23 protein-coding genes are annotated in these 25,624 nt (G+C 70.0%); 9 read left to right on the forward strand and 14 right to left on the reverse strand.

Going from position 1 to position 25,624, the window contains the following annotated elements:
- The first annotated feature begins 11 nt into the window (after nucleotides 1-11).
- Entirely contained in the window at nucleotides 12-1,532 is a 1,521-nt protein-coding gene (locus tag BM362_RS33990; protein ID WP_093575966.1) for a DUF4139 domain-containing protein, read from the forward strand.
- 4 nt (nucleotides 1,533-1,536) lie between these two features.
- Here BM362_RS33990 and BM362_RS33995 read toward each other — a convergent pair whose 3' ends face one another.
- Together BM362_RS33995 and pdxR are read right to left on the reverse strand one after the other, a co-directional pair.
- Nucleotides 1,537-1,968 (reverse strand): CBS domain-containing protein, encoded by a 432-nt coding sequence (locus BM362_RS33995; RefSeq protein ID WP_093575967.1) that lies wholly within the window; start codon nucleotides 1,966-1,968, stop codon nucleotides 1,537-1,539.
- 98 nt (nucleotides 1,969-2,066) lie between these two features.
- Nucleotides 2,067-3,485, reverse strand: a complete 1,419-nt coding sequence (pdxR, locus tag BM362_RS34000) for a MocR-like pyridoxine biosynthesis transcription factor PdxR (RefSeq protein ID WP_093575968.1) — start codon at nucleotides 3,483-3,485, stop codon at nucleotides 2,067-2,069.
- An 81-nt stretch (nucleotides 3,486-3,566) separates the two neighbouring features.
- Here pdxR and BM362_RS34005 point away from each other — a divergent pair, with 81 nt between their 5' ends.
- Complete coding sequence (locus tag BM362_RS34005; protein ID WP_093575969.1) at nucleotides 3,567-4,145, forward strand: TIGR03086 family metal-binding protein; 579 nt, start codon at nucleotides 3,567-3,569, stop codon at nucleotides 4,143-4,145.
- Here the strand turns inward: BM362_RS34005 and BM362_RS34010 are convergent.
- A complete protein-coding gene (locus tag BM362_RS34010; RefSeq protein ID WP_093575970.1) occupies nucleotides 4,138-5,034 on the reverse strand; it encodes a neutral zinc metallopeptidase in 897 nt (298 codons plus the stop codon). The two genes, BM362_RS34005 and BM362_RS34010, sit on opposite strands and share 8 nt — an antisense overlap.
- A gap of 107 nt (nucleotides 5,035-5,141) precedes the next feature.
- Between BM362_RS34010 and BM362_RS34015 the strand changes: the two genes are divergently transcribed.
- A complete protein-coding gene (locus BM362_RS34015) occupies nucleotides 5,142-7,151 on the forward strand; it encodes a prolyl oligopeptidase family serine peptidase (RefSeq protein ID WP_093575971.1) in 2,010 nt (669 codons plus the stop codon).
- Here the strand turns inward: BM362_RS34015 and BM362_RS34020 are convergent.
- The gene (locus BM362_RS34020; protein ID WP_067593530.1) at nucleotides 7,148-7,729 is read right to left on the reverse strand and encodes a hypothetical protein; all 582 of its coding nucleotides are present in this window, start codon (nucleotides 7,727-7,729) and stop codon (nucleotides 7,148-7,150) included. The genes BM362_RS34015 and BM362_RS34020 overlap by 4 nt on opposite strands.
- A 296-nt stretch (nucleotides 7,730-8,025) precedes the next feature.
- Between BM362_RS34020 and BM362_RS34025 the strand changes: the two genes are divergently transcribed.
- From BM362_RS34025 to BM362_RS34035, 3 genes are read left to right on the forward strand one after another with little or no spacing between them, the layout of a single operon-like run.
- Nucleotides 8,026-8,583, forward strand: a complete 558-nt coding sequence (locus BM362_RS34025) for a TetR/AcrR family transcriptional regulator (RefSeq protein WP_167545554.1) — start codon at nucleotides 8,026-8,028, stop codon at nucleotides 8,581-8,583.
- 5 nt (nucleotides 8,584-8,588) lie between these two features.
- A complete protein-coding gene (locus BM362_RS34030) occupies nucleotides 8,589-9,110 on the forward strand; it encodes a DUF4865 family protein (protein WP_093576081.1) in 522 nt (173 codons plus the stop codon).
- Nucleotides 9,111-9,120: 10 nt separating this feature from the next.
- Nucleotides 9,121-9,513, forward strand: coding sequence for a tautomerase family protein (locus BM362_RS34035; RefSeq protein WP_093575973.1), 393 nt, complete (start codon nucleotides 9,121-9,123; stop codon nucleotides 9,511-9,513).
- Between the two features lie 15 nt (nucleotides 9,514-9,528).
- Here BM362_RS34035 and BM362_RS34040 read toward each other — a convergent pair whose 3' ends face one another.
- The 5 genes from BM362_RS34040 to BM362_RS34060 all read right to left on the reverse strand — a co-directional run bounded on the left by BM362_RS34040 (nucleotide 9,529) and on the right by BM362_RS34060 (nucleotide 14,715).
- Entirely contained in the window at nucleotides 9,529-9,957 is a 429-nt protein-coding gene (locus BM362_RS34040; RefSeq protein WP_093575974.1) for a cytotoxic translational repressor of toxin-antitoxin stability system, read from the reverse strand.
- Complete coding sequence (locus BM362_RS34045) at nucleotides 9,954-10,370, reverse strand: prevent-host-death protein (RefSeq protein WP_067593522.1); 417 nt, start codon at nucleotides 10,368-10,370, stop codon at nucleotides 9,954-9,956. The genes BM362_RS34040 and BM362_RS34045 overlap by 4 nt, the downstream gene beginning before the upstream one ends.
- Before the next feature lie 169 nt (nucleotides 10,371-10,539).
- Entirely contained in the window at nucleotides 10,540-13,356 is a 2,817-nt protein-coding gene (locus tag BM362_RS34050) for a vitamin B12-dependent ribonucleotide reductase (RefSeq protein WP_093575975.1), read from the reverse strand.
- Nucleotides 13,357-13,394: 38 nt separating this feature from the next.
- Nucleotides 13,395-13,886, reverse strand: coding sequence for a transcriptional regulator NrdR (nrdR, locus tag BM362_RS34055; protein ID WP_037809784.1), 492 nt, complete (start codon nucleotides 13,884-13,886; stop codon nucleotides 13,395-13,397).
- A 307-nt stretch (nucleotides 13,887-14,193) separates the two neighbouring features.
- Complete coding sequence (locus BM362_RS34060; RefSeq protein WP_244287374.1) at nucleotides 14,194-14,715, reverse strand: LysM peptidoglycan-binding domain-containing protein; 522 nt, start codon at nucleotides 14,713-14,715, stop codon at nucleotides 14,194-14,196.
- 1,336 nt (nucleotides 14,716-16,051) lie between these two features.
- On the opposite strand from BM362_RS34060, the gene lexA reads away from it, so the two are divergent.
- Entirely contained in the window at nucleotides 16,052-16,711 is a 660-nt protein-coding gene (gene lexA, locus BM362_RS34065; RefSeq protein ID WP_067593639.1) for a transcriptional repressor LexA, read from the forward strand.
- A gap of 188 nt (nucleotides 16,712-16,899) precedes the next feature.
- Here the strand turns inward: lexA and BM362_RS34070 are convergent, their stop codons facing one another.
- The 3 genes from BM362_RS34070 to BM362_RS34080 are packed head-to-tail and all read right to left on the reverse strand — an operon-like array spanning nucleotide 16,900 to nucleotide 19,950.
- Nucleotides 16,900-17,901, reverse strand: coding sequence for an NHL repeat-containing protein (locus tag BM362_RS34070; protein ID WP_167545555.1), 1,002 nt, complete (start codon nucleotides 17,899-17,901; stop codon nucleotides 16,900-16,902).
- A gap of 53 nt (nucleotides 17,902-17,954) precedes the next feature.
- On the reverse strand, nucleotides 17,955-19,400 hold the full coding sequence (gene hflX, locus BM362_RS34075; RefSeq protein WP_093575978.1) for a GTPase HflX: 1,446 nt from the start codon (nucleotides 19,398-19,400) through the stop codon (nucleotides 17,955-17,957).
- A gap of 43 nt (nucleotides 19,401-19,443) precedes the next feature.
- Nucleotides 19,444-19,950, reverse strand: a complete 507-nt coding sequence (locus tag BM362_RS34080; RefSeq protein ID WP_093575979.1) for an ArsR/SmtB family transcription factor — start codon at nucleotides 19,948-19,950, stop codon at nucleotides 19,444-19,446.
- A 58-nt stretch (nucleotides 19,951-20,008) separates the two neighbouring features.
- Between BM362_RS34080 and BM362_RS34085 the strand changes: the two genes are divergently transcribed.
- On the forward strand, nucleotides 20,009-21,262 hold the full coding sequence (locus BM362_RS34085; RefSeq protein ID WP_093575980.1) for an MFS transporter: 1,254 nt from the start codon (nucleotides 20,009-20,011) through the stop codon (nucleotides 21,260-21,262).
- Nucleotides 21,263-21,271: 9 nt separating this feature from the next.
- Nucleotides 21,272-23,773, forward strand: coding sequence for a valine--tRNA ligase (gene valS, locus BM362_RS34090; RefSeq protein ID WP_067593508.1), 2,502 nt, complete (start codon nucleotides 21,272-21,274; stop codon nucleotides 23,771-23,773).
- On the opposite strand, the gene dapF is transcribed toward valS, so the two are convergent.
- Nucleotides 23,774-24,601 carry a diaminopimelate epimerase gene (dapF, locus tag BM362_RS34095; RefSeq protein ID WP_093575981.1) on the reverse strand — a complete coding sequence of 276 codons (828 nt, stop codon included), beginning with the start codon at nucleotides 24,599-24,601 and terminating at the stop codon, nucleotides 23,774-23,776.
- Nucleotides 24,602-24,610: 9 nt separating this feature from the next.
- Complete coding sequence (gene miaA, locus BM362_RS34100; protein ID WP_167545556.1) at nucleotides 24,611-25,531, reverse strand: tRNA (adenosine(37)-N6)-dimethylallyltransferase MiaA; 921 nt, start codon at nucleotides 25,529-25,531, stop codon at nucleotides 24,611-24,613.
- Nucleotides 25,532-25,624 lie beyond the last annotated feature (93 nt).

Here is a 25,624-nt window from a genome sequence, read left to right on the forward strand (position 1 = left end):
ACGTCGGAGCCATGGACGCACCGATAGTCACGGTCACGGTCTATCCGCAACACGCGCGCGTCACCCGCCGCTGTCAAGTCACTCCGGCCGACGGGTCCCGCGTAGAGATCACGGGTCTCCCCCTGTCGCTCGACGCTGCTTCGGTGCGCGTCAGCGGCGCGGGCGACGCGTTGGTCACGGGCGTCGACGTCGCGTACGCGCAACACGCCGCGCCAGCCGACCCAACGCTGCGCGCGCTCGTGGAGCAGCGTCGCGCGGACCAGGCGACTGTCGATGAGGTCGTGGACGACGAGAGCGCAGCGGCAGCGCGCGTCGACCTGTTGACCGGAGTCTCGCGACGCAGCGGAGCAAGCTTCGCGAAGGCGTTGGCTGGAGGTGACGCGGAACCGGGGCGTGTCCAGGAAGTGAGCGAAGCACTCAGCACGCAGTTAGCCGCAGCGCTCAAGGAACGTCGCGCGCTCGCCACGCGGTTGGAGCGGCTGCGCGAAGACCTCGCCGCGCTCGACCGTCAGATCGAAACTCGCAGTGCACAGTCCGAACAGGACAGTTCCACGATCGTGGTGGAGCTGGAATCCCCCGCCGCCGCCGAAATCGAACTGTCCTATGTGGTTCCGGGCGCGCGCTGGGAACCCGGGTACGACGTCCGAGTACGCGGCACCGACGTCACCGTCACCTCCTACGGACTGGTCAGCCAGCACACCGGCGAGGACTGGCCGGAGTGCGAGCTGACGCTGTCCACCGCCCGCCCGGCGAACACCGTCGTGATCCCGGAACTCCAGCCCTGGTACCTGGATCGGCAGCAGCCGGAGCGGCGCTCGATGGTGCCGCACGCACCCGCTGCGATGGCGTACGGCGGTGCCGCGCCCGCTGGTCGCGACGGCTTCGCCGCGCACGTCGCCGAAGTCGAGCAAGGCACCACCGCGGTCACCTTCCGCCCTGCCCGTCCGGTCGCGATCCCGTCCGGCGCGCAAGGCCACCGGACGACGCTCGCGCAGCTGGACTTCACCGCGGAGCTGGACTACGTGACCGCGCCGACGCAGGCCGAAGAGGCATACCTGCGCGCGAAGGTGGTCAACACCGGCGAGCACACGCTCCGCGCCGGTCGCGCCGCGGTGTTCCACGAAGCCGAGTTCGTCGGCAGCACACAGCTGGAACTGTGGGCACCCGGCGAGGAACGCGAACTCGCGCTGGGCGTCGACGACCGGATCCGCGTCGAACGCGAACTGGTCAAGCGCAGTGCCGGCAAGGCGACGTTCTCCGCACAACGCCGCCGCGAAGCCGACTACCTGACGACGGTGACCAACCACAGCCCGCGCGAAGCCGTGGTGGCCGTGCTGGACCAGGCCCCGGTCTCGCGGGACGACGCGATCACCGTGCGGGACCTGCGGCTCGAACCGGAGCCGGTCGAGCGCACCGAGCTGGGCCAGTTCACTTGGCAGCTCACGATCGCGCCCGGAGCGTCCGCGACGGTCTCGCTCGGCTACCGGGTGGACGTCGCGAAGGGCGTCGAACTCAGCGGCTGGCGCGAGTGACGCGTCAACCCTGGGAGATGTAGGCCTCCAGCTGTTCCTGGCTCTGTTCCAGCTGCTCCATCCGGATCTTCACCACGTCGCCGATGCTCACGATGCCGGCCAGGCGCCCGTCGTCGAGCACCGGCACGTGCCGGATCCGCCGCTGCGTCATCACGACGCTGAGCTCGTCCACCGGATCGTCCGGGGTGCAGCTGGCGACCAGGGTGGTCATGATGTCCGCGACCGGTCCTTGCAGGACGGCGGGTCCGTGGTCGTTGAGCCTGCGCACGACGTCGCGTTCGGACACGATCCCGGCGATCCCGCCTTCGGCGTCCACCACGACCATCGCGCCGACGTTGTGCCGGGCGAGTCCCGTCAGCAGCTCGGCGACCGTCGTCCCCGGCGACACGGTGGCGACCGTCGCGCCCTTGCGCTGAAGCACATCCGCAATCCGCATGGCGATGCCCTCTCCTCGGTGAGTCGGGTCACATCAGGTTAGGGCCCCGGTGCCGACTGCGAAAGTCCGGCGGGATGCGTCCGTTCGTGGTAACCGGCTCATCCGGGCCTGCTGTCGAACACCCGGCGCAACCGGGCGAGACCGGGTCCGATCTCCTCCGCCGCGATCGCGCCGTAACCGAACAGCAGCCCGTGCCGCCGTGCCGCCACGGAGAAGTCGCCGAGCGAAAACAGCCGGACGCCCGCCCCGGACGCCTCCCGCGCGAAGCCGCGCAAATCCCGATCCGCCGACGCGCTCAGGTGCAGCCCCGCCGACGCCGGAACCGGCTCCAGCACATCGCCGAATTCCGCACGAAGGCAGTCGACGAGGAGGTCGTGGCGGGCACGGTAGACGCCGCGCATCCGGCGGACGTGCCGGGCGAACCCGCCTTCCGCGATGAACGCCGCGACCACCGCCTGTTCGATGCCCGGGGAATGCCAGTCGGCGAGGTACTTCGCCTTGACGATCGCTTCGGCCAGAGCGGGTGGCGCGGCGAGGAAACCCAGTCGCAGCGCGGGAGACAGGACCTTCGAGAACGAGCCGACGTAGACCACCCGGCCGGGAGAATCCAAGCTGTGCAACGGTTCCAGCGGTCGCCCGGAGTAGCGGAACTCGGTGTCGTAATCGTCCTCGACTACGACTGCCCCGTTTTCTTCAGCCCAATCGAGCAGCTCTCGCCGGCGAGACGGCGACATCGCGACACCGAGCGGATACTGGTGCGAAGGCGTCACGTGCACCAGGCGAGTGCCCGGCGGGATCGCGTCGACCACGATGCCCTCGTCGTCCACCGGAACCGGCGCGACGCGCACCCCGAGCGTGCCCAGCAGCAGGCGCGGCGGCGGGTACCCGGGATCCTCGACGGCAGCCAGGTCGCCGGGCCGCAACAGGACCCGCGCGACGAGGTCGATCGTCTGTTGCGCGCCCGAAGTGATCACGAGGTGTTCCGGTCGCACGCGAACATTCCGGGAAACCGCGAGGTGCCTCGCGAGTTCGGTGCGCAACCGAGGATCGCCCTGGGGTTCGCCGTAAGTCATCAGTTCCGCGCGGGAACTGCGCAACGCCTGGGTCGTCAGCCGACGCCAGGTGTCGAACGGGAACAGCCGCACGTCCGGTACTCCGGCCCGGAAATCGAACTCCGGCGGGGTGGTGAACGCTTTCGGCGGCGCGGGCACGTCTGTCCACTCCGGACGCGGCTGGACGCCCTCCGCCGTCCCAGCCGGTTCGGCAGGCCGCGGTGCGGCACCGGCCCGCACGTAAGTACCGGCTCCGACTCGACCGTCGAGAAATCCTTCCGCGGCGAGGCGTTCGTACGCCGCGGTGACAGTGGTGCGCGAGACGGCCAGCTGCTGCGCCAGTTCCCGGGTCGGCGGCAGCATGTCGCCGTCGCGGAGCCGCCCGTCGAGCACCGCTTCGCGGATCTGGCGGTAGATCTCGTCGCGATGGCCGCGAGTGCCGGACAGGTCCAGGTGCAGGTCCACGCGTCCAGCCTAGATTGGTCCACCGCAGCTGGCTCCGCTTTGGCTCTCTTCCTGGACCGATCTGGCGGCTAGCGTGAGCCCATGACCACGTTCGACCTCGACCGGCAGTCCCTGCTCGTCCTCGACCCGATCGTCTCGAAGATCACCGCGGCGGATCTCGGCCGGCCCACGCCGTGCGCTGGCTGGACGCTCGCTGACCTGCTCCGCCACCAAGTCAGCGAAAACCACGCCTTCGCCGAAGCCGCGCGCAACGGCTCCGCGAAGGACTGGGACAGCGGTCAGCTCGGCGAAGACCCGTACGCCGCGTACGCAGCTTCGGTGACCGACTACCTCGCTGCGTACGGCGAAGCCGACGTCGCGGAACGCCAGATCGCCGTCAACGCCTTCGGCACCTTCCCAGGCACAGTCGCGATCACGATGCACCTCGTCGACACCGTCGCGCACGGCTGGGATCTGGCCAAGACTCTCGACGTCGCGTACGACCCGGTGCCGGACGCAGTGCACGCCGCCCTGCAATTCGCGCTCATGATCCCGACCGACCCGAAGGAACGCGTCGAACGAGGGACCTTCGCGCCTGTGGTGCCCATCGGCACCGACGAAAGCGAACTGGACCAGTTCCTCGGCCGGCTGGGCCGCGACCCGCAGTGGCGCGTCAGCTGACCTTGTCCGCCGGGGCCGACCAGGTGTCGCAGGCGGCCGGGCCGGCTCCGGTGTAACCGGCCTTCGCCCAGGCCAGCTGGTTCGCGCGGGTGCCGTGGTCGCCGCTGTCGTCAGCACGGCCGTAGTCGGCGACGGCGGCGTTCGCGGTGGCCCGGCTGATCGACCCGCGGTCCGCCGCGGCATCGAGGAACAGCGCGCCGAAACAGTTCGCCTGAAGCTCGATCCGGCGCACGACCGCCTTGTCCGCGTCGCTGCTCGGCTCCGGCGAACCCATCTCCGTGCTCGCCGCGTCGAGGATGCCGCTCTCGCGCTGTACGTGGTGGCCGTACTCGTGCGCGAGCGTCGCCAGATGGCGGGCTCGGCTCAGCCCGGCATCCGACAGCATCCACTCGGTCGGCGCGTAGATCGTCGCGTCGCCGCCGCAGTAGTACGCGACCGCTTCGTCCCGGGACGGCGCGTTGCCGCACGCGCTCGTCTTCGGCAGCGTGACCGACACCTTGACCGGCAGGTTCGGCTCGTCCGCTTTGTCCAGCGCGGGCTGCCACGCCTGCTTCAGACAGCCCACGAGCGCGGTGTAGAAGGTCTTGAGCTGCTGCGCGTCCCGGCTCAGGTCCGGCAGGTCGCACGACACGGGACCGAGCGCGACCCCGTCGGCCAGCAGTGGGTTGCCGCTGAGCTTGCGCACCGGTTTGGCGTCCTGGCGGTCCGGCATCGCGTCGGCGTCCGGGGCCGCGATCGCGTGCCCGGACACCTCGTGCGGCACCACGGCCATGAGCGCGAGCGTGCCCGCGACAATGGCCACCGCGGCGGCCGCGCCCAGCGCTTTGCCCGGCCTGCGGCTCGGCGGCGGTGCTGGAGGAGGCCAGGAGCCTCCGGCGTAATACGTCATTCCTCCCCCTCCCGGCCAGCATACGGAGACCGCGCTCGGCCCCGGATCACGAAACGGGAACGCCGGGATCCTGGCCGGATCCGCGACCGGCAGCGAGACTGGACCCTATGACTGTCGAAGATCCGTACCTGTGGCTTGAAGACGTGACGGGCGACGAGGCGCTCGAATGGGTCCGTTCGCGCAACGCGGAGACGCTCGACGTGCTCACCGCGAGCGAGAGGTTCGGGCAGCTGCGGGACTCGATCCGCGAGGTGCTCGACGCGGGCGGCCGGATCCCGTACGTCGTGCGCCGGGGGACCCACTACTACAACTTCTGGCAGGACGCCGACCACCCGCGCGGGCTGTGGCGGCGCACCACGCTGGAGCAGTACCGCACCGCCGAACCGGACTGGGAGATCCTGCTCGACGTCGACGCGCTCGCCGCGGCCGAGGACGAGAACTGGGTCTGGAAGGGCGCCGCGGTGCTGCGTCCCGGGCACCGGCTCGGGCTGGTGCAGCTGTCGCGGGGCGGCGCGGACGCGACCGTCGTCCGCGAGTTCGACCTCGACGCGCACGAGTTCGTGGAGGACGGTTACACGCTGCCCGAGGCGAAGCACCGGATCGGGTGGATCGACGCCGACCGGGTGTACCTCGGAACGGATTTCGGTCCGGGTTCGCTCACCACGTCCGGCTATCCGCGGCTGGTGAAGGAATGGCGGCGCGGCACCCCGCTCGAGGACGCGGTTCTCGTCGCCGAGGGCAAGCCGGACGACGTCGCGATGATGGCGTATCACGACCCGACCGAGGGCTTCGAACGCGATTTCGTGCGCCGGGCGATCGATTTCTACCGCACCGAGAACTTCGAGCGGACCCCGTCCGGACTGACCAAACTGGACCTGCCCGAGGACGTCGAGGTGTCCACGCACCGCGAATGGCTGCTCGTGCACCCGCGCAGCGCGTGGGCCGTCGGCGGCGCCGAACACCCGGCGGGCACGCTGCTCGCGATCCGGTACGACGCGTTCAAGTCCGGCGACCGCGAGTTCACCGCGCTGTTCACCCCGGACGCGCACACCTCGCTGGACTACTACACGTGGACCCGCAACCACCTCCTGCTCGCGACGCTGCACGACGTCAAGTCGGAGCTGCGCGTGCTGACGCCCGGTCCGGACGGCTGGGCCGAGGCGGAACTGGGCGGCGCGCCGGAATTCGGCAGCGCGCAGATCGTCGACACCGAACCGGACGTCGACGACGAGTACCTGGTGGATTCCTCCAGCTACCTCCAGCCGTCCACGCTCACCCGCGGCGTCGTCGGCGGCGACGTCGAGGTGCTGAAACAGGCTCCGGCGTTCTTCGACGCGGCCGGGATCGAGGTCAGCCAGTACTTCGCGACCTCGGACGACGGAACGAAGATCCCGTACTTCGTGGTCCGCCCGCCCGGCGCGGAAAACGGCCCGACACTGCTGTACGGGTACGGCGGTTTCGAGGTTTCGCTGACCCCGTCGTACGGCGGGGTCGTCGGCCGGTCCTGGCTGTCGCGCGGCGGCACGTACGTGGTCGCGAACATCCGCGGCGGCGGCGAATACGGCCCGGACTGGCACATGCAGGCGGTGAAAGAGAACCGGTACAAGGCGTTCCAGGACTTCGCCGCGATCGCGCGCGATCTCGTCGCGCGGGGCATCACGACGAAGGAACGGCTCGGCATCCAGGGCGGCAGCAACGGCGGGCTGCTGATGGGCGTGATGCTCACCCGCTACCCGGAGCTGTTCGGCGCGATCGTGTGCCAGGTGCCGCTGCTCGACCTGAAGCGCTACCACCTGCTGCTGGCCGGTGCGTCGTGGATGGCCGAATGGGGCGACCCGGACGTCCCGGAGGAGTGGGAGTACATCTCGAAATACTCGCCGTACCAGAACGTTTCCCCGGGCGGCGAGTATCCGCCGATCCTCTTCGTCACTTCCACCCGCGACGACCGCGTGCACCCCGGGCACGCGCGCAAGATGTTCGCGCGGATGCGTGAACAGGGCCACGACGTGGAGTACTTCGAGAACATCGAAGGCGGCCACGGCGCGGCGGCAGACAACGAACAACTCGCGTTCCGCTCAGCGGTCGCGTACGAATTCCTCTGGTCGAAGCTTTCCTAGAGCAGTCCTCGGGGCCGCGCCCGCACGCGCGGCCCCGGGCGGATCGACGGTCCTCTGCGGACCTGCTCAAGCGCTCGTTCGAACCGCGCCCAGGCGTCGGTGACGAACGCCAGCCACGGCACGCCGAGCCGCCGCAACGCGCGCCCGTGGCCGGCTAGCACGCCGCCGGTTTCGAGTATCGCTTTGGCTCGCCATCTCGCGCTCGCTGCGATTCTTTGCCGCCGCAGCCGGTCCACGTGACAGCTGAGCCGCCGCTCCGCCCCGGCGAACACCCGGGCGGCGACCTCCACGGTGACCGGGTCGCGGGCGCCGTCCCGCAGCGCGCGGTAGTAGCCGAGCGCGAGGACGTCGGAGATAAGCTGGCTCATCACGTCGCTTTTCCCTGGCTGGCTCGCGGTTTCGAGCAGCCGGGCGAGCAGCCGCCGGTCTTCCGCTTCGTCCGGCGGGTGCTGGAACCGCCGGACACTGCGCGCCACCACCGGATCCAGCGGCGCCCCGCTCCCCCACGCCGGCTGCGGCCGGACCTTCCGCCGCCGCGCTTCCGCCTCGAACACCGCACTCCAGTCCACGGCGGCCATGCTGCCGCCCGGATGTGCCGGTGTCGCGGGGAGGATGTGGAGATTCGGTGGAGCTCTGCCGGAGAAGCGGCCCAGGTGTCTCCGCGGTTCACCCGGATCCAGTCGGCGTAAGCCGGAACGCCGCTGTACGGCCCCGGTCCGCCCGCACGGTCCCCGGTCAGCTCCCAGCGCCAACCTGGTCCACACCGGATCTTCGGACCGCCGGAGGCATCTGCTTCGTGCCGAGGGCCTCACCGCGCGAGAGAGGGACCGCATCGCCGCTTGTCTCTGTACCTACTAGTATGTACGGTGGGTTCATGTCCACCAGAGACCAGCTCGTCGCGAGCACTCAGGACCTGCTGTGGGAGCGGGGGTACATCGGCACCAGCCCGAAGGCGATCCAGCAGCGCGCCGGGGCCGGGCAGGGCAGCATGTACCACCACTTCACCGGCAAGGCCGACCTTGCGCTCGCCGCGATCCGGCAGAACGCCGACGATCTGCGCGCTTCCGCCGGAGCCGCGTTCGCCCAGGGCACGACGGCGGTCGAACGCGTTTCGGCTTACCTGTTGCGCGAGCGCGACGTCCTGCGCGGCTGCCCGGTCGGACGGCTGGCGCTGGATCCCGAGATCGTCGCGAACCCGGAATTGCGCGCGCCACTGGAGGAAACGTTCGACTGGCTGCGCGGCCGTCTCGCCGGAGTGCTTGCCGAGGGCATCGCGAACGGGGAGCTGGCGAGTGATCTCGACGCGGAGGCAACGGCAACCACACTGGTCGCGGTGCTGCAAGGCGGATACGTCCTCGCCCGGTCGTCCGGGACGGCCGAGCCGTTCGACCAAGCGATCCGCGGCGCGCTCGCGCTCCTCGGCCGACGGTGATGTCGATGTATGCCATGCAGTACGAGATCGACCTGCCCGCCGGGTACGACATCGCACACCGGGTCGCGACCCGAGGCCACCGGACCGACGCGTTCCCCGGGTTGGGACTCAAGGCATATCTGGCGCGCGACAACCAGTACGCGCCGTTCTACCTCTGGGCCGACACCGCCGGAATGAGCCGGTTCCTGTGGGGCGGCGGCGGATTCGACGGCATAGTCCAGGATTTCGGCCGGCCGCCGGTGCGCCATTGGACCGGCGCGCGCTGCCTGCCCGGCCCATCGCGAGCGGCTGCCCCGGCGTTCGCGACCAAACGCGCAGGGCAGTTTTCGGAAAGCATCGACCTAGAACTAGCCGAACTCGCGCAACTGTCCCAAAACCCGGCTGTGCACACCACCGCGCTGGCCATTGACCCGCAGCGCTGGGAAACCGTGCGCTTCACGCTCTGGACCACCGCCCCGAACGAGGACAGCGACGTCCAGTACCGGGTGCTTCACCTGTCCCGCCCCAACATCGACCAGTTGAGCTGAGAGGTCTCCCATGCCGCTCGTCCGCATCGACGTGCTCTCCGAACCCAACGCCGACCGCCTCCCCGCCATCGGCGACGCCGTGCACCAGGCGATGACCGAAACCATCGACGTCCCCGTCGACGACCGGTTCCAGATCATGAGCAGCCACGCCGCCGGCCGATTGCGTTACGACCCAGGCTATTTCGGCGTCCAGCGCGACGACGGCATCGTGTACATCGCCATCACGATGCGCGCCGGTCGCACCGATGAGCAGAAAACCGCGTTGTACCGGCGAGCGACCGAACTCATCGCCGAAGCGGCCGGGATCGAACCGCGGAACGTGTTCTTCAGCCTGACCGAAAACCACGAGGCGGACTGGTCGTTCGGCGAGGGCGTCGCGCACATGCTGCCGTCGAAACCGTGAAACTTCGTCGCCTGATCACGCGTCCTCCGCCCAGTAGCGCTGAACCCTGGCCACGGCCTCGTCCTTGCTCATCCTGGCCACCTCGGCCTCTTCCAGACCGACGCGCGAGAGCAGGAGATACACGAGGTCGGCGGGCAGGGCCTCGGCCGGCGGCTCGGGCGCCCCGCGATCAGGTTTCACGCCGTCCTGCACACAGGACCAGAACACCGGCTCATCGACCTCAAGCTGGTCACGGAGGATGTGCTTCCACAGTCCCAGGCCGTAGCCGCTGCGGTCCACCGGATGCGAGACGCGGGTACGCAGAACCCTGCCGTCGACAAGACCGAGTTCGTAAGTGACATGATGCGTTCCCGTGCGCCCGCGCGCGTCGCGCACTCTGCGCCATTCTTCGACCTGGCAGAACTTCTCGTGATCGGTGCGGGTCGGCTGCGGCCAGGAAGTCATCGCGGGGCACCGACAAGCCAGTCGCGCAATTGCTCGTCATCGCTGAAGCTGATCAGCTGCACCAACCCCCAGTTGTCCCGGTGGTTCGGAGCGTTCAGCAGGCGCTCCTGCCAGTCCTCCGCGTACTCCCGCAGGGCGTGGACCATTTCGTCGACCGCCTCGTCGAACGACGCTCCGTCCGCGGCCACCGGCAGCCCCGGGATGAACACCGACCAGCCGCCGGCCTCGGGGACGACCTGAGCGTGCGACGGGACGACCGACGCCAGGACGTGCCGCAGGCGCACGACATCCACCACAGCGGTGGTAGCCGAATCGCGCCGAACTGTCGCGACGAGCCCCTTCTCAGCGGCGTCCAGCAAATCCTTCAAATGTGCACGCGCATCGGTGTAGCTGTCGTAGTGCACAGCAGACATGTCAGCCTCCCAGACGGTCCCCACCAGAGTGCCCCAAGTACGTCAAGTACGTCAAGTACGTCAAGTACGTCGCGTACGGGGATGGTCCCGGCGACAGGCAAAAAATCGGGGCTGAGGCAGCACTGCCGCCTCAGCCCCGACCCGTCGTTCAGCTGTCGAAAAGCGCTCCCTAGCTGCAGCCGGACGTCGCCCCGCAGCCCTCGCAGGCGTAGCACGAACCCGCGGGCCGCATCTTCGTGCCGCAGGTCATGCAGAGCGGTGCGTCCGCGGCCTTGCCGAGGTGCAGTTCCATCAGCTCGGCCGTGCTGTGCGCGTCGCGCCCCGAAGTGTCCGTTGCGGACTCTTCCGCGCGGGCGGGCGACGAATCCACGCTGCTGCGCAGCGCGTCGATGTCGAGGCTCTGGCCGCCGTAGTTCGCCTCGACCTCGGCCGAGCGTTCGTCCGCGGTGAAAATGCCCAGCTGCGCGCGCTTTTCGTACGGCAGGTAGTCAAGCGCCAAGCGGCGGAACAGGTAGTCCATGACGCTCGTGGCGATCCGGATGTCCGGGTCGTCGGTCATGCCTGCCGGTTCGAAGCGCAGGTTGGAGAACTTCGAAACATAGAACTCCAGCGGGATGCCGTGCTGCAGGCCGACCGAAATGGACATCGAGAAGGCGTCCATCACGCCGGACAGCGTGGAGCCCTGCTTGCCGAGCTTCACGAAGATCTCGCCGAGACCGTCGTCCGGGTACGAGCCCGCGTGCAGGTAGCCCTCGGCGCCGCCGACGGTGAACGACACCGTCTGGCTCGGGCGCTTCTTCGGCAGGCGGCGGCGCACCGGACGGTATTCGACGACCTTCTCCGGCTCGGTCTCCGCCGCGGCTTCCTTCTTCTTCCCCGTGGACAGCGGCTGGCCGACCTTGCAGTTGTCGCGGTAGATCGCGAGCGCCTTGAGGCCGAGTTTCCAGCCCTGGAAGTAAATCTCCTCGACGTCCTCGACGGTCGCCGACTCCGGCATGTTGACCGTCTTCGAGATCGCGCCCGAGATGAACGGCTGGACCGCGGCCATCATCCGCACGTGGCCCATCGGCGCGATCGACCGGTCGCCGACCGCGCAGTCGAACACCTCGTAGTGCTCCGGACGCAGGCCCGGCGCGTCGACCACGTGGCCGTGCTGCGCGACGTACTCGACGATCGCTTCGACCTGCTCGGCCTGGTAGCCCAGCACCCGCAGCGCGCGCGGCACGGTCTGGTTCACGATCTGCATCGACCCGCCGCCGACGAGCTTCTTGAACTTCACCAGCGAGAAGTCCGGCTCGATGCCCGTGGTGTCGCAGTCCATCATGAAGCCGATGGTGCCGGTGGGCGCGAGCACCGAGGCCTGCGCGTTGCGCCAGCCGTTGCGGGTGCCCAGCTCGATGCCCTTCTGCCACTCCTCCGACGCGAGCGAGCGGACTGCGGCGTCGTTGCTGTGGTAGGTGCGGACGAGCTCGTTGGCCGCGGCGTGCTTGCGCATGACGCGCTGGTGCGCCTCGGCGTTGCGCGCGTAGCCCTCGTACGGCCCGACGACGCCGGCCAGCTCGGCCGAACGACGGTAGGACACGCCGGTCATCAGGGACGTGATCGCGGCGGCGAGCGCGCGGCCGCCCTCGGAGTCGTACGCGTGGCCGAGCGCCATCAGCAGCGCGCCGAGGTTGGCGTAGCCGATGCCGAGCTGGCGGAACTTGCGCGTGGTGTCGGCGATCGGCTCGGTCGGGAAGTCGGCGAAGCAGATCGAGACGTCCATCGCGGTGATGACGAACTCTACGGCCTTCGCGAACAGCGGAGCGTCGAACGTGCCCTCCTCGGACACGAACTTCAGCAGGTTGAGCGACGCGAGGTTACAGCTCGAGTTGTCGAGGTGCATGTACTCGCTGCACGGGTTCGACGCGGTGATCCGGCCCGATTCGGGGCAGGTGTGCCAGTCGTTGATCGTGCTGTCGTACTGGACGCCCGGGTCGGCGCATTCCCACGCCGCCTGCGCCATGCTGCGGAACAGCTTCTTCCCGTCGGTGCGGTCGATGACCTCGCCGGTGAGCCGGGCCCGCAGGCCGAAGTCCGTGCCGTTCTCGACGGCGTGCATGAACTCGTCGGACACGCGGACCGAGTTGTTCGCGTTCTGGTACTGCACCGAGGAGATGTCGGAGCCGGAGAGGTCCATGTCGAACCCGGCGTCGCGGAGGACCTTGATCTTCTCCTCTTCGCGCGCCTTGGTCTGGATGAACTCCTCGATGTCCGGGTGGTCGACGTCGAGCACGACCATCTTCGCCGCGCGCCGGGTGGCCCCGCCGGACTTGATGGTGCCCGCGGACGCGTCGGCTCCGCGCATGAACGAGACCGGGCCGGACGCGGTGCCGCCGGAGGTGAGCAGTTCCTTCGAGGACCGGATGCGCGAGAGGTTGAGGCCCGCGCCGGAACCGCCCTTGAAGATCAGGCCTTCCTCGCGGTACCAGTTGAGGATCGACTCCATCGTGTCGTCGACGGCGAGGATGAAGCAGGCGGACACCTGCTGCTTCGAGGACGTGCCGACGTTGAACCACACCGGGGAGTTGAAGCTGAAGACCTGGTGCAGCAGCATCCAGGTGAGCTCGTGCTCGAAGATCTCGAGGTCGGCGGGACCGGCGAAGTAGTCGTGCTCGGCGGCGGCCTTCACGTAGGTGCGCACCACGCGGTCGATGAGCTGCTTGAGGCTGCTCTCGCGCTGCGGGCTGCCGACCGCGCCGCGGAAGTACTTGCTGGTGACGATGTTGGTCGCGTTGACCGACCAGAACTCGGGGAATTCGACCCCGCGCTGTTCGAAGTTGACGCTGCCGTCGCGCCAGTTCGTCATGACGACGTCGCGGGTCTCCCACGCGACCTCGTCGTAGGGGTGGGTCCCCTCGGTGGTGAAGACCCGCCGGACGGTGAGGCCCTTGTTCGGCTTCTTGTTCTGTCCGGCCGCGGCGCCGGTTCCCACGGTTTCGGTCATGCGGTCCTGTCCCTCGCTCCCCGCGACCCGGTGACGGCTCAGTCGTCGCCGGCGCGCTCGCCTTCCTGGTCCTCCGCAGTTCCCGCCATCGCTTTCCGCAGGTCGGAGATCTCCTTCTCGAAGTCCTCGACCGAGGAGAAGGAGCGGTAGACGCTGGCGAACCGGAGATACGCGACGCCGTCCAGTTCCCGCAGCGGGCCGAGGATGGCGAGGCCGACCTCGTGGCTGGGGATCTCGGCGAGCCCGGCGGACCGGATCGACTCCTCCACGCGCTGCGCGAGCTTCTGCAGCGCGTCGTCGTCGACCGGACGGCCCTGGCAGGCCCGCCGCACTCCGTTGACCACCTTGTCCCGGCTGAACTGCTCGGTGGCTCCGGACCGTTTGACCACGGCCAGCACCATCGTCTCCGACGTGGTGAAACGCCGTCCGCACTCGGCGCACGAACGCCGCCGCCGGATCGCCTGTCCCTCGTCCACCTCTCGGGAGTCGACGACCCGAGAGTCCGCATGCCGGCAGAACGGGCACCTCATCCGCCGATCACCTTCCCCTCCGCGCCGGTCGATTCCTGTCCCGACCGGCCCCTGCCGCCACGCTACGGCCTGGACCGCGGTCACCGCGCGCGACCCCGCGCCTGGTGATCGACTTGTGGACATCCGGTGGGCAACTGCTGGCCGGCTGTGGACAACTGCCGCCAGTCTACCCCTACCTGTGGACCAACTACAGCGGTGTAACTACTAGATATAGGGGTAGACCTTAGATCGCCTCCGGGGCGGGCGCAAGAAACCCGAGAGGGTGAAAGAGCGGTTGCGCAAGATGCGACCGGGTGGTTTCCGAGAGTCATGACCCGGCGGTGTCCGTTCGGCCGCCTGCTTCTCCGCCCGAACCGCCGCCGGACCAGGCGACCGGCACGGTGAGCGGCATGCCCGGCAGCAGCGCGGTGTCGTCGAGGTTGTTGAGCTCCTTGATCCGTTCGACGACCGCGCCCTGGTCGGCATTCGGCGCGAACCGGGCGGCGAGCGCCCCGAGCGAATCGCCGGGCTGCACGGAAACGGACGCGGTCCGCGACGGCACCGGGCCGCTGGACACACCGGCGCCGAACACGCCGAGCCCGGTGACGATGAGGCAGGCCGCGAAGGCGATCGCGAACAGCCACGGCCACCGCACCGACGGCCGGGCCGCGGTCTTGCAGGCCAGGCCGCCGCGCCGTCCGGCGACGACCCGCTCCCGGGACGGCGGCCGCAACGGTTCGCCGCGCCGCTCGCGCGCGGTACGCCCGGGGTTGCCCGGGACGGCGGCGGGGATGTGCCGGACCGCCCGGCGGGCCTCGCGAAGAGGGGCCTCTTCGGTTTCGACGGCCAAGGGAGCGGAGGTCTGGAACCCGGCTCGCCCCACAGACCGCACCGCAGCGCGGCCGCCTATTGCACGGGCCGGGCGCTCTTCAGTTTCGACACCAGCGGACGCCTGGAACCCGACCCGCCTGGCAGGCCGCACCGCAGCACGGCCACGCATCTCACCAGCCGGGCACTCCCCCGCTCCGACACCAGCGGACGTCTGGAACCCGGCCCGCTCCACAGACCGCACCGCAGCACGGCCACGCATCCCATCAGCCGGGCACTCCCCCGCTCCGACACCAGCGGACGCCCGGAACCCGGCCCGCTCGGCAGGCCGCACCGCAGCACGGCCGCGCATCCCATCAGCCGGGCACTCCCCCGCTCCGACACCAGCGGACGCCCGGAATCCAGCCCGCTCGACCGACCGAACGGCGGCGACATCGCCCGGTGCCGACCGCTGGAAATCAGGTCGCTCGCCGCCTCCGAGCCCGGCTTCCTCCGCCGCCAGCCAGGCTCGCCGCCGCCCGGCCGCACCGCGTGCGCCTTCCCGGGGCTCGCCCGCACCGCGCCCCCGCCGCGCGTCGCCCCGGCGGGACTCGCCGCGCCCGCCCTTGCCGGACCGATCCGCACCAGAATCGCGCCGGGCGCCAGTCCGGCCGCGAAGCTCCACCACCTCGGCGGAACCGGCCGCCGAACCCGGATCGGCGCCGGAGCCGGGTTCGAAGCCCTCCGGAACACCATCCTTTCGGGTGGCGTCTGCGCGCCGCCGCGACCGGCGCGCCGGACCGCCGGGCCCGGGTTCCCTCCGGGCGGGGGCCGTCCCGTCCGACGCGGCGCCGCCCTCGGCGGGGCGAACGGCGGGGACGGGCCGAAGCGGGCGGACGAGCCCGCGATCTGCCAGGATCGACATTTCGGAACCTCCTCGTGACCTGCGGATCCGTCCGGTCCGGGCCGTACACCTGCGCCGCAGCGGTCCAGATCGAACAGGCGTTCTATCGAACGTCCGTGCGAAGGTCTACCACCCCCCACCGACAAAATCGAGAGGACACGGCGTGTCGATCGAACAGATGTTTGAAATCGTCGCGCGCGGTGGCTAACGTCGGTGACCAGGACATCTGCCGGACCGGCTCCGGCGGGTGCCGCCGGACGGGCGTTCGCGGAAAACGCGGATCCCGGCCCGGCGCACGCGGACACGCGCGGGACGCCGACACGGCGACCGCGGGACGGCTGGAGGCGACGCAGCGTTGGAGAAGGACACGGTGAAGGGCACCGCGGCGAAAGGGGCCAAGACGGCCTCGCGGGGCAGGGCGTCCGCACAATCCGCGCGCGAATCCGGCCACGAGAGCACGGGGAAGGTGAGCGCCATGCCGGAGGTGTACGACGTGGACGAGACGCTGACCGTCCGCCAGCAGCAGGTGCTCGACGTCATCCGCACGTGGGTGAGCCGCTTCGGCTACCCGCCGAGCGTGCGCGAGATCGGCGAGGCGGTGGGGCTCACGTCCACGTCGTCGGTGTCGCACCAGCTGCGCGCGCTGCAGCGCAAGGGCTACCTGCGCCGCGACGCCAACCGGCCGCGCGCGGTGGGCGTGCTCGCGTCCACCGACGACAATCCGATGGGCATCGAGATGGACCAGCAGCCGTCCGTGCCGAAGGCGGCGTACGTGCCGCTGGTCGGCCGGATCGCGGCGGGCGGTCCGGTGCTCGCGGAACAGGCCGTCGAGGACGTTTTCCCGCTGCCGCGCGAGATCGTCGGCGAGGGCGAGCTGTTCCTGCTGAGCGTCACCGGCGATTCGATGGTCGACGCCGCCATCACCGACGGCGACTGGGTCGTCGTCCGGCAGCAGCCCGCCGCGGAGAACGGGGACATCGTCGCCGCGATGATCGACGGCGAAGCCACGGTGAAGACGTTCAAACGCAAGGACGGGCACGTGTGGCTGATGCCGCACAACGACGCGTACGAGCCCATTCCGGGCGACGACGCGTCGATTCTGGGCAAGGTCGTGGCGGTACTGCGCCGGCTCTAAGCGGTACTGCGCCGGCTCTGACCGGCTGGCTCTCCCGCGTCTCGTGGGCGGCGATGCCGGTTCTCCCCGGGATTGCCGTCCACGAGCACTGGGCTGCGCACCCTGACGCACTCGCCGGGCGTGCGGCAGCGCACTCGCCGGGCGTGCGGCAGCGCGGGCGCCGGTGCTTGTCGCCGGTGCGAACCGCGTCAGGTACGGCGGCGTTTCCTGGCCAGCAAGAACCACACGCCGAGAACAACCACCGCGACGACAGCAGCAGCGGGAACGAGTGGAAAGCCGCCGGAGTCCTGCTCGGCTGGCTGAGGAGCGGCGGCACCGCCCGGCTTCGGCGCGGGCGCTCGCGCCGTGACCAAAGCCGTCGCGTTCTTGATCGCCCGCACCGGTTCGCCGACGCCTTCGCTCGCGGACAACAACGTGCCGTCCGGCTCGAAAGCAATCGCTTCGCCCTGCTTTTCATTCGGCAGCGGAATCCGGACAGGCTCTCGTTGCAGCGCCGTGGCCACATTTCCGTCCGGAGCCGCATACAAATACGCGTCCGTGTAAGTCCGCAGCGCGATGACTTTCCCGTCCGCGCTGGTCGCGCCTCCGGTGATCAGCGCTGAACCGAACGAGCCCACCGGGCCGCCTGGGGTGTCGGTGCTGTGGACGCGCAGGGTGCCGACCTGCTCCACCTTCGTCGGGCCGGGAGCTGCCAAGGGACCCGAAGGCCGGTAGACCCTCGAAGTGCCCAGCAGATCTTTGGTCACCAGGAACGGCGTGCCGGACTGGTCCAGCACCAGGGCTTCGGTGTCGTGCGGACCGTCCGGATAAGTCAGGCGATGCACGACGGCCGCGCCACCGGCCGGTTTCAGTTCCAGCAGGGCGACCGTTTCGCGTTTAGCGCGGTTGTCGCCGGTGTCGGAAAGCCACAGCGTGCCGTCTTCGCCGCGGGCAAGGTCCTCGACGTCGTACGGATCCGTCGGGTCCGTCAAAACATCGTTGACCTGGCATTTCCGGTCCAGGACGAAGACCTGCACCTGGGTGCCGCCGTCGTTGATCGCGTACCAATGCTCGCCGTCGGAGACCAGGCCGGACAGCTCGTTGAGGCGCTTGTCCTTGACCTGGCACACCGTTTCCGGGGCAGGAGCCGCCGCGGCCGGGACAGCTCCCGCGAGGATCAGGACAGCCGTCAGTGCCAGGACGACCCGCACCAGTTCACCTCCGTAGTGCACGGCCCGCTCGGGCCGTGCACTACGGAAGACGTTCAGAGCGCCGAGGCGTTGGTCTCGAACGCCCGCAGAGCCGCGGCGAGGTCCGGCCGGACTCGCACCTGCAAGCGCGTGCCCTCGGCGACGTGCTCCTCTTCCAGCACCTCGCCCTCCGCGTGCGCCCGGGACACGAGCTCGCCCCGCGAGTACGGGACCAGCACGTCGATCACCGTTTCCGCCCGCGGCAGCCGTTCGGCCAGCACCTCGGCCAGCTCCGCCACGCCGGAACCGGTGCGCGCGGAGATCTGCACCGAACCGGGCAGCGCGTGCCGCAGCCGGGCCAGGGTGACGTCGTCGGCCGCGTCGGCCTTGTTGATCACCAGCAGCTCCGGCGGGAGCGGCTCCTTGCGGCTGCGGGTGATCTCGGCGAGCACCTCGCGCACCGCGTTGACCTGGTCCTCCGGGGCCGCGTCGGAACCGTCGACGACGTGCACGAGCAGGTCGGCGTCGGCCGCCTCCTCCAGCGTCGAGCGGAACGCGTCCACCAGCTGGTGCGGCAGGTGCCGCACGAACCCGACCGTGTCGGTCAGCGTGAACGTGCGCCCGTCGGCCGTCTGCGCCCGGCGCGTGGTCGGGTCGAGGGTGGCGAACAGCGCGTCCTCCACCAGCACCCCGGCCCCGGTCAGGGCGTTGAGCAGGCTCGATTTGCCGGCGTTGGTGTAGCCGACGATCGCCACGCTCGGCACCTCGTTGGCCACGCGCCTGCCGCGTTTGGTCTCGCGGATGGTGTCCATCGCGGCGATCTCCCGGCGCAGCTTCGCCACGCGCTTGCTGATCCGCCGCCGGTCTGTCTCCAGCTTCGTTTCACCAGGTCCGCGCAGGCCCACGCCGCCGTTCGCGCCGCCCGCGCGGCCGCCTGCCTGCCGGGACAGCGCCGAACCCCACCCGCGCAGCCGCGGGACGAGGTACTGCAGCTGGGCCAGCTCGACCTGCGCCTTGCCCTCCTTGGAACGGGCGTGCTGGGCGAAGATGTCGAGGATCAGGGCGGTCCGGTCGATCACCTTGACCTTGACCTTCTCCTCCAGCTGGCGCAGCTGGCCGGGCGAAAGCTCGCCGTCGCAGATCACCGTGTCGGCGCCGGTCGCCACGACCACGTCGCGCAGCTCGCGGACCTTGCCGGACCCGACGTACGTCGCCGGATCGGGCTTCTGCCGCCGCTGGACGAGGCCTTCGAGCACCTCCGAGCCCGCCGTCTCGGCCAGTCGCGCCAGTTCGGCCAGCGACGCCTCGGACTGCTGGGCGGTGCCTTCAGTCCACACGCCGACCAGCACAACGCGCTCCAGCCGAAGCTGCCGGTACTCGACCTCGGTGATGTCCTCAAGCTCGGTGGACAGGCCCGCGACCCGGCGCAATGACGCGCGGTCCTCAAGCTCCATCTCCCCGACCGAGGGGTCGTAGGGGTCGTTGTCGTCGTAAAAGTCTTCGTGTGTCTGTTCTGTCATCGTGCCTCCATGGTCCCACGTTTCGGCGCGGGAACCGAACGGATTACCTGCTGGGATAAACCGAGACGTACACGGCCGTGCGTTCCGAGGCCGGATCCCGGGGCCTGGCCTTGAATTCTTCGAGCAGCCCGTCGAGCCGCCGCCTGAACTCCGCGACGTCCTCGGCACCCACCTGGACCACGAGCCGGGTCGTCTCCGTCTCGGTCAGATCGGCCTCGGCCATTTCGGCCAGATAGGCCTCGAGCATGGCCTCGTTGACCGCGACCGCGTCGGCCTCAGCGTTGTCCAGCTGCCACGAAAGCCCGGTGGACAGGTACGGGATCTCCTTCGCCCCGCGCGCGCCGCGCCGCGGTTCCTGTGCCACGAGAAAACCGGTGTCGACCAGCCGCCGCACGTGGTGCAGCGTGGTCGCCGGGTCACGCCCGAGCCGGGCTGCCAGCTCCTTGTTCGTCATCGCTTCAAAGGAGGTCAACCGGATGATGCGCAGCCGTATTCCGGATGCGAGCGCGGCCGCCTCGGCTTCGGTGGAGGGACGTCGGTGCAACGGCATCCACGCAGCCTAACCAAAGTGATTGACACTTTCCAATCACTCGACAACACTCGATCGGGTGCGTCGCGACTCGCTCTTCTTCCACGCCGATTTCCGCAGGCTGTGGGCCGGGGACACGGCGAGCCAGCTGGGGATGTTCGTCGGGGTCACGGCCATTCCGCTGCTCGCCGCGGTCACGCTGGCCGCCACCCCGTTCGAAATGGGCCTGCTGACCATGGCCGAGACGCTCGGCTTCCTGGTGCTCGGCCTGCCCGCGGGCGTGTGGGTGGACCGGATGCGCAAACGGCCGCTCATGCTCGCCTCCGACCTGGTCCGCGGGGTGCTGCTGCTCAGCGTCCCGTTCGCCTGGTGGGCCGGCGTGCTCACCATGGCGCAGGTCCTCGCGGTCGTGCTGTTCGCCGGTTTCGCGACGGTCTTCTTCGACGTCTCCTACCAGGCGTATCTGCCCGCCCTGGTCGGCCGCGAAAAGCTGCTGGAAGGCAACGCGAAGCTGCAGGGCGTGCAGTCCTCGGCGCAGATCGCCGGACCGAGCCTCGCCGGCGTGCTCGTGCAATTCATCGGGGCGGCCAGCACCGTACTGGTCACCGGGCTCGGCTACCTCACGTCCGCGCTGTGCCTGTGGCGCATCCGCACCGTCGAAATCCTCCCCGAACGCGCCGAGCACGACCGCCTGGTGCCGCAAATGCTCGAAGGCCTGCGGTTCGTCGCCGCCGACCGGCCGCTGCGCGCGATCGTCGCCTGCACAGCCACGTCGAACTTCTTCGGAGGAGTGGTCCAGGCCGTCCAAGTGCTGTTCCTGACCCGCACGGCCGGGCTGAAACCGGCCGAGGTCGGCGGCCTGCTCGCGGTGAGCGGCGTCGGCGGCATCGCGGCCGCGCTCTGCGCCGGGCCGATCGTCCGGAAGATCGGGCAGGCCCGGTCGATCTGGCTGGTCCCGGTGCTGTTCTGGCCGGGTGAGGTGCTGGTCCTGTTCACCGCGCCGGGCTGGCGGATCGTGCTCGCCGGTCTCGGGATGGCCGCGTTCGGGTTCGGCGTGATCCTCTACAACATCGCGCAGGTCTCCTACCGCCAGGCCATCACGCCGGACCGGCTGCTGGGCCGGATGAACGCGAGCGTCCGGTTCGTCGTCTGGGGAGCGCTGCCGCTCGGCGGGCTGCTGGGCGGCGGGCTCGGCGAATGGCTCGGGCTCGCCGGCACCCTGGGAATCGGAGCAGCCGGGGGCGTCGCGGGCGCGCTCTGGGTGATCTGCTCGCCGCTGCGGCGCATGCGGGACCTGCCCACAGGCGGGGAAATCGCTGTACCCGCCCCGTAAAGTGCGGGCATGAACGAGAAGATCCCGCACAAAGCCGACGTCGACGGCCTTGCCGCCAAATGGGTACCGGTGTGGGAACGCGAAGGCGTATACCGGTTCGACCGCGCGCGCCCGGACGTCTACTCGATCGACACGCCGCCGCTGACCGCGAGCGGTTCGCTGCACATCGGGCACGTCTTCTCCTATACGCACACCGACGTTCTCGCGCGCTACCAGCGGATGCGCGGACGTTCGGTCTTCTACCCGGTCGGCTGGGACGACAACGGCCTGCCCACCGAACGCCGCGTGCAGAACCATTTCGGCGTGCGCTGCGAGCCGTCGCTGCCCTACGACCCGTCCTTCGCCCCGCCGGAAAAGCCCGGCAAGAACGCGATTCCGGTGTCCCGGCGCAATTTCGTGGAGCTGTGCCGTCAGCTGACCGAAACCGACGAGAAGGTGTTCGAGGAGGTCTGGCGGAGCATCGGGCTTTCGGTCGACTGGACGCTGGCGTACCAGACGATCGACCCGGCGACCACGGAGATCTCGCAGCGCGCGTTCCTGCGCAACCTCGCGCGCGGCGAGGCCTACCAATCCGAAGCTCCGACGCTGTGGGACGTCACTTTCCGCACCGCCGTCGCTCAGGCGGAACTGGAGGACCGCGAACGGCCAGGCGCGTATCACGACCTCGTGTTCACCGCCGGCGACGACGCGGAAGTGCTGATCTCCACCACGCGTCCCGAGTTGCTGCCCGCATGTGTCGCGCTCGTCGCGCATCCGGATGACGAGCGCTACCAAGGCCTTTTCGGGAAAACCGTGCGCACGCCGGTGTTCGGCGTCCAGGTGCCGGTGCACGCGCACCACCTCGCGGATCCGGAAAAGGGCACCGGCATCGCGATGGTGTGCACCTTCGGCGACACGACTGACGTCACCTGGTGGCGCGCGCTACAGCTGGAAACGCGTCCGGTGCTGGGCCGCGACGGCCGGTTCCGCGCCGAACCGCCGCAGGGCGTCCCGGCGGACAAGTACGCGCCCCTCGCGGGCAAGACTGTCCACACTGGACGCCAGATCCTGGTGGACCTCCTGCGGGAGGCGGGCGCGCTGCGCGGCGAGCCGAGGCCGATCACTCATCCGGTGAAGTTCTACGAAAAGGGCGACAAACCACTGGAAATCGTCACCAGCCGCCAGTGGTACCTGCGCAACGGCGGCCGCGACGACCCCCTGCGCGCGAAGCTGCTGGAGCGCGGCGAGGAGCTGAACTGGGTCCCGCCGCACATGCAGGTCCGCTACCGCGGCTGGGTCGAGGGCCTGACCAGCGACTGGCTGGTCAGCCGCCAGCGGTTCTTCGGCGTGCCGATCCCGGTCTGGTACCCGCTGGACGCCGACGGCGAGCCGGACCACGACGCGGTGCTGACGCCCGAGGACGCCAGCCTGCCGGTGGACCCGAGCACCGACGTCCCGCCGGGCCGCACCGAGGACCAGCGCGGCGTGCCGGGCGGCTTCGCCGCCGAGGCGGACGTGATGGACACCTGGGCGACGTCGTCGCTGACGCCGCAGATCGCCGGGCGCTGGAGTCTCGACGACGACCTGTTCCGCCGCGTGTTCCCGTTCTCCCTGCGGCCGCAGGCGCACGAGATCATCCGCACCTGGCTGTTCTCCACCGCGGTCCGCGCCGAACTGGAGGAAGGCGTGCTGCCGTGGCGGGACGCGGTGATCTCCGGCTGGGTGCTCGACCCGGACCGCAAGAAGATGTCGAAGTCGGTCGGCAACGTCGTCACGCCGGCGGATCTGCTGGAGCGGCACGGTTCCGACGCGGTGCGGTACTGGGCGGCGAGCGCGCGGCCGGGCGTCGACACGGCGGTCGACGAAGGCCAGATGAAGGTCGGGCGACGGCTGGCGACGAAGCTGTTGAACGTGAGCCGGTTCGTGCTCGGTCTCGGGATCCCCGAGCCGGAATCAGTCGCCACGGAGCCGCTGGACCGGTCCGTGCTCGCCGCGCTGGCGAAGGTGATCGAGGAAGCGACGGCCGCGTTCGAGGCGCTCGACCAGGCGCGCGCGTTGCAAGTGACCGAGACGTTCTTCTGGACGTTCTGCGACGACTACGTGGAGCTGGTGAAGGGCCGCGCGTACGGCGATCTCGGCGCGGAGGCAGCCGAATCGGCGCAAGTCGCACTGCGGACGGTGCTGTCGGCGTTGGTGCGGATGTTCGCGCCGGTGCTGCCGTTCGCGACCGAGGAGATCTGGTCGTGGTGGCAGGAAGGTTCCGTGCACCAGGCGTCCTGGCCGACCGCGCCTGAGGTCGACGGCGACGTCGCCTTGCTGCCGCTGGCCGGTTCCGTGATCGCCGCGGTGCGCCGGGCCAAGACCGACGCGAAGGTGTCGATGCGGACCGCCGTCGAGACGCTGTCGGTCACCGCTCCGGCGGACGTGCTCGAAAGCTTCGCCGAAATCGCCGAGGACGTGCGCATCGCCGGGGTGGTCAACACCGTGACCACCCAGGAGGGCGAACTCTCGGTGGCGGTGACGATCAGCTGATCACGCGCCCGCGGCGAGCCACCAGGCTTCGTCCAGCTCGCCGCGGGCCACGATCTCGGCCGGTCCGGTCAGCGTGGATTCGCCGTGCCCGACCGTGACCGACACCCGTCCGCCTGGGATGTCCACTGTGGACTCGCCGGTGTCCTTGCCCGCGAGATGCAGCGAGGCGGCCACCGCGGCGACGGTGCCGGTGCCGCACGCCCGGGTCTCCCCCACGCCGCGTTCGTGGACGCGCATCCGCAGCGCGCCCTCGCCGAGCACGTTGACGAACTCCAGGTTGACGCCGGACGGGAACACGTCGTGGTCGAAATCGGGCTGGTCGCGCAGGTCGAGGCCGGCGAGGTCGGTGTCGGTGACCGACACCAGGTGCGGGTTGCCGACGTTCACCGCGACCCCGGAGAACGGCTGCCCGGCCACCACGGTGACCGACGTGCCGGTGATCGCCGCCGGGCCCATCTGCACAGTGACCGAACGGTCCGGGTGCACGACGACCGGCCGGTCGCCCGCGCGGGTGCCGATGACGAACTCGCCGTCCTCGGCCAGACCGGCGTCGACCAGGTAGCGCGCGAAAACCCGGGTACCGTTGCCGCACATCTCGGCGATCGAACCGTCGGCATTGCGGTAGTCCATGAACCACTCGCCTGCCGACTCCTCGCCGATCGCCTTCGCCCGGACGACGCGCAGCACGCCGTCCGCGCCGAGGCCCCGCTGCCGGTCGCACAACGCCGCGACGCGCTCTGCCGTGAGGTCGAGGCGGCCAGCCTCGTCAGGCAGCAGCACAAAGTCGTTCTGCGTGCCGTGGCCCTTGAGGAATGCGATGCCGCCCATGCGTCCAGGCTACTGGTCGAGCACGGCGCGGACCCGCGCGGCCAGGTCCGCGGATCCGCCGTCGAACCACTGGATCCGCTTGTCCCGGCGGAACCACGAACGCTGCCGCCGCACGAACCGCCGGGTGGCCCGCGCGGTCGCCGCGGCGGCGGCCGCGAAGTCCCCTTCGCCGTCCAGTTCGGCCAGCACCTGCTGGTAACCGAGCGCGCGCGAAGCGGTTTTCCCGTCCCGCAAACCGCGGCCGAGCAACTCGCGCACCTCGTCCACGAGACCGGCTTCGAACATCCGCTCCACCCGCAGGCCGACGCGCTCGTCCAGCTCGGCGCTCTCGCGGTCGACCCCGATCAGCACGGCGTCCCAGCGCGCCGGACCCGGCTTCGGCAGGTTCGCGGAGAACGGTTCGCCGGTGATCTCGATGACCTCCAGCGCACGCACGATGCGGCGGGTGTTCGTGGGCAGGATCGCCGCCGCCGCGACCGGGTCGCGCTCCCCCAGCCGGGTGTAGAGCGCGGCGGTGCCGAGTTCGGCGGCCTCTTCGCCGAGCCGCGCGCGCACTGCGGGGTCGGTGCCGGGGAAGCGGAGATCGTCCAGCACCGCCTGTACGTACAGCCCGGAGCCGCCGGTCAGCACCGGAACCCGGCCCGCGGCGAGAATCCGCTCGATCGTGCTGCGGGCGTCCCGCTGATAGGCGGCGACCGAGGCGGTCTCGGTCACGTCGAGTACGTCCAGCAGGTGGTGCGGGACCCCTCGCCGTTCCTCCGCGGTCGCCTTGGCGGTGCCGATGTCCATGCCCCGGTAGAGCTGGAGCGCGTCGGCGTTCACCACCTCGCCGTCCAGCACCAGCGCGAGCTCGACGGCCAGTGCCGTCTTCCCGGTGGCGGTGGGGCCGACGACGGCCACCGGACGGGGCCGTTGAGCTGGGCTGATCACGCGGAGAAACGCTACCCGCCCGGGTCGGGACGCGGGCACGGAGCGTCAAGGAGAAGTAGGATCAACGCTTTCAGGCGGCTCATCCAGTACCAC

The sequence above is a fragment of the Amycolatopsis rubida genome, from assembly GCF_900115345.1.
GTDB classification, from domain to species: Bacteria; Actinomycetota; Actinomycetes; order Mycobacteriales; family Pseudonocardiaceae; genus Amycolatopsis; species Amycolatopsis rubida.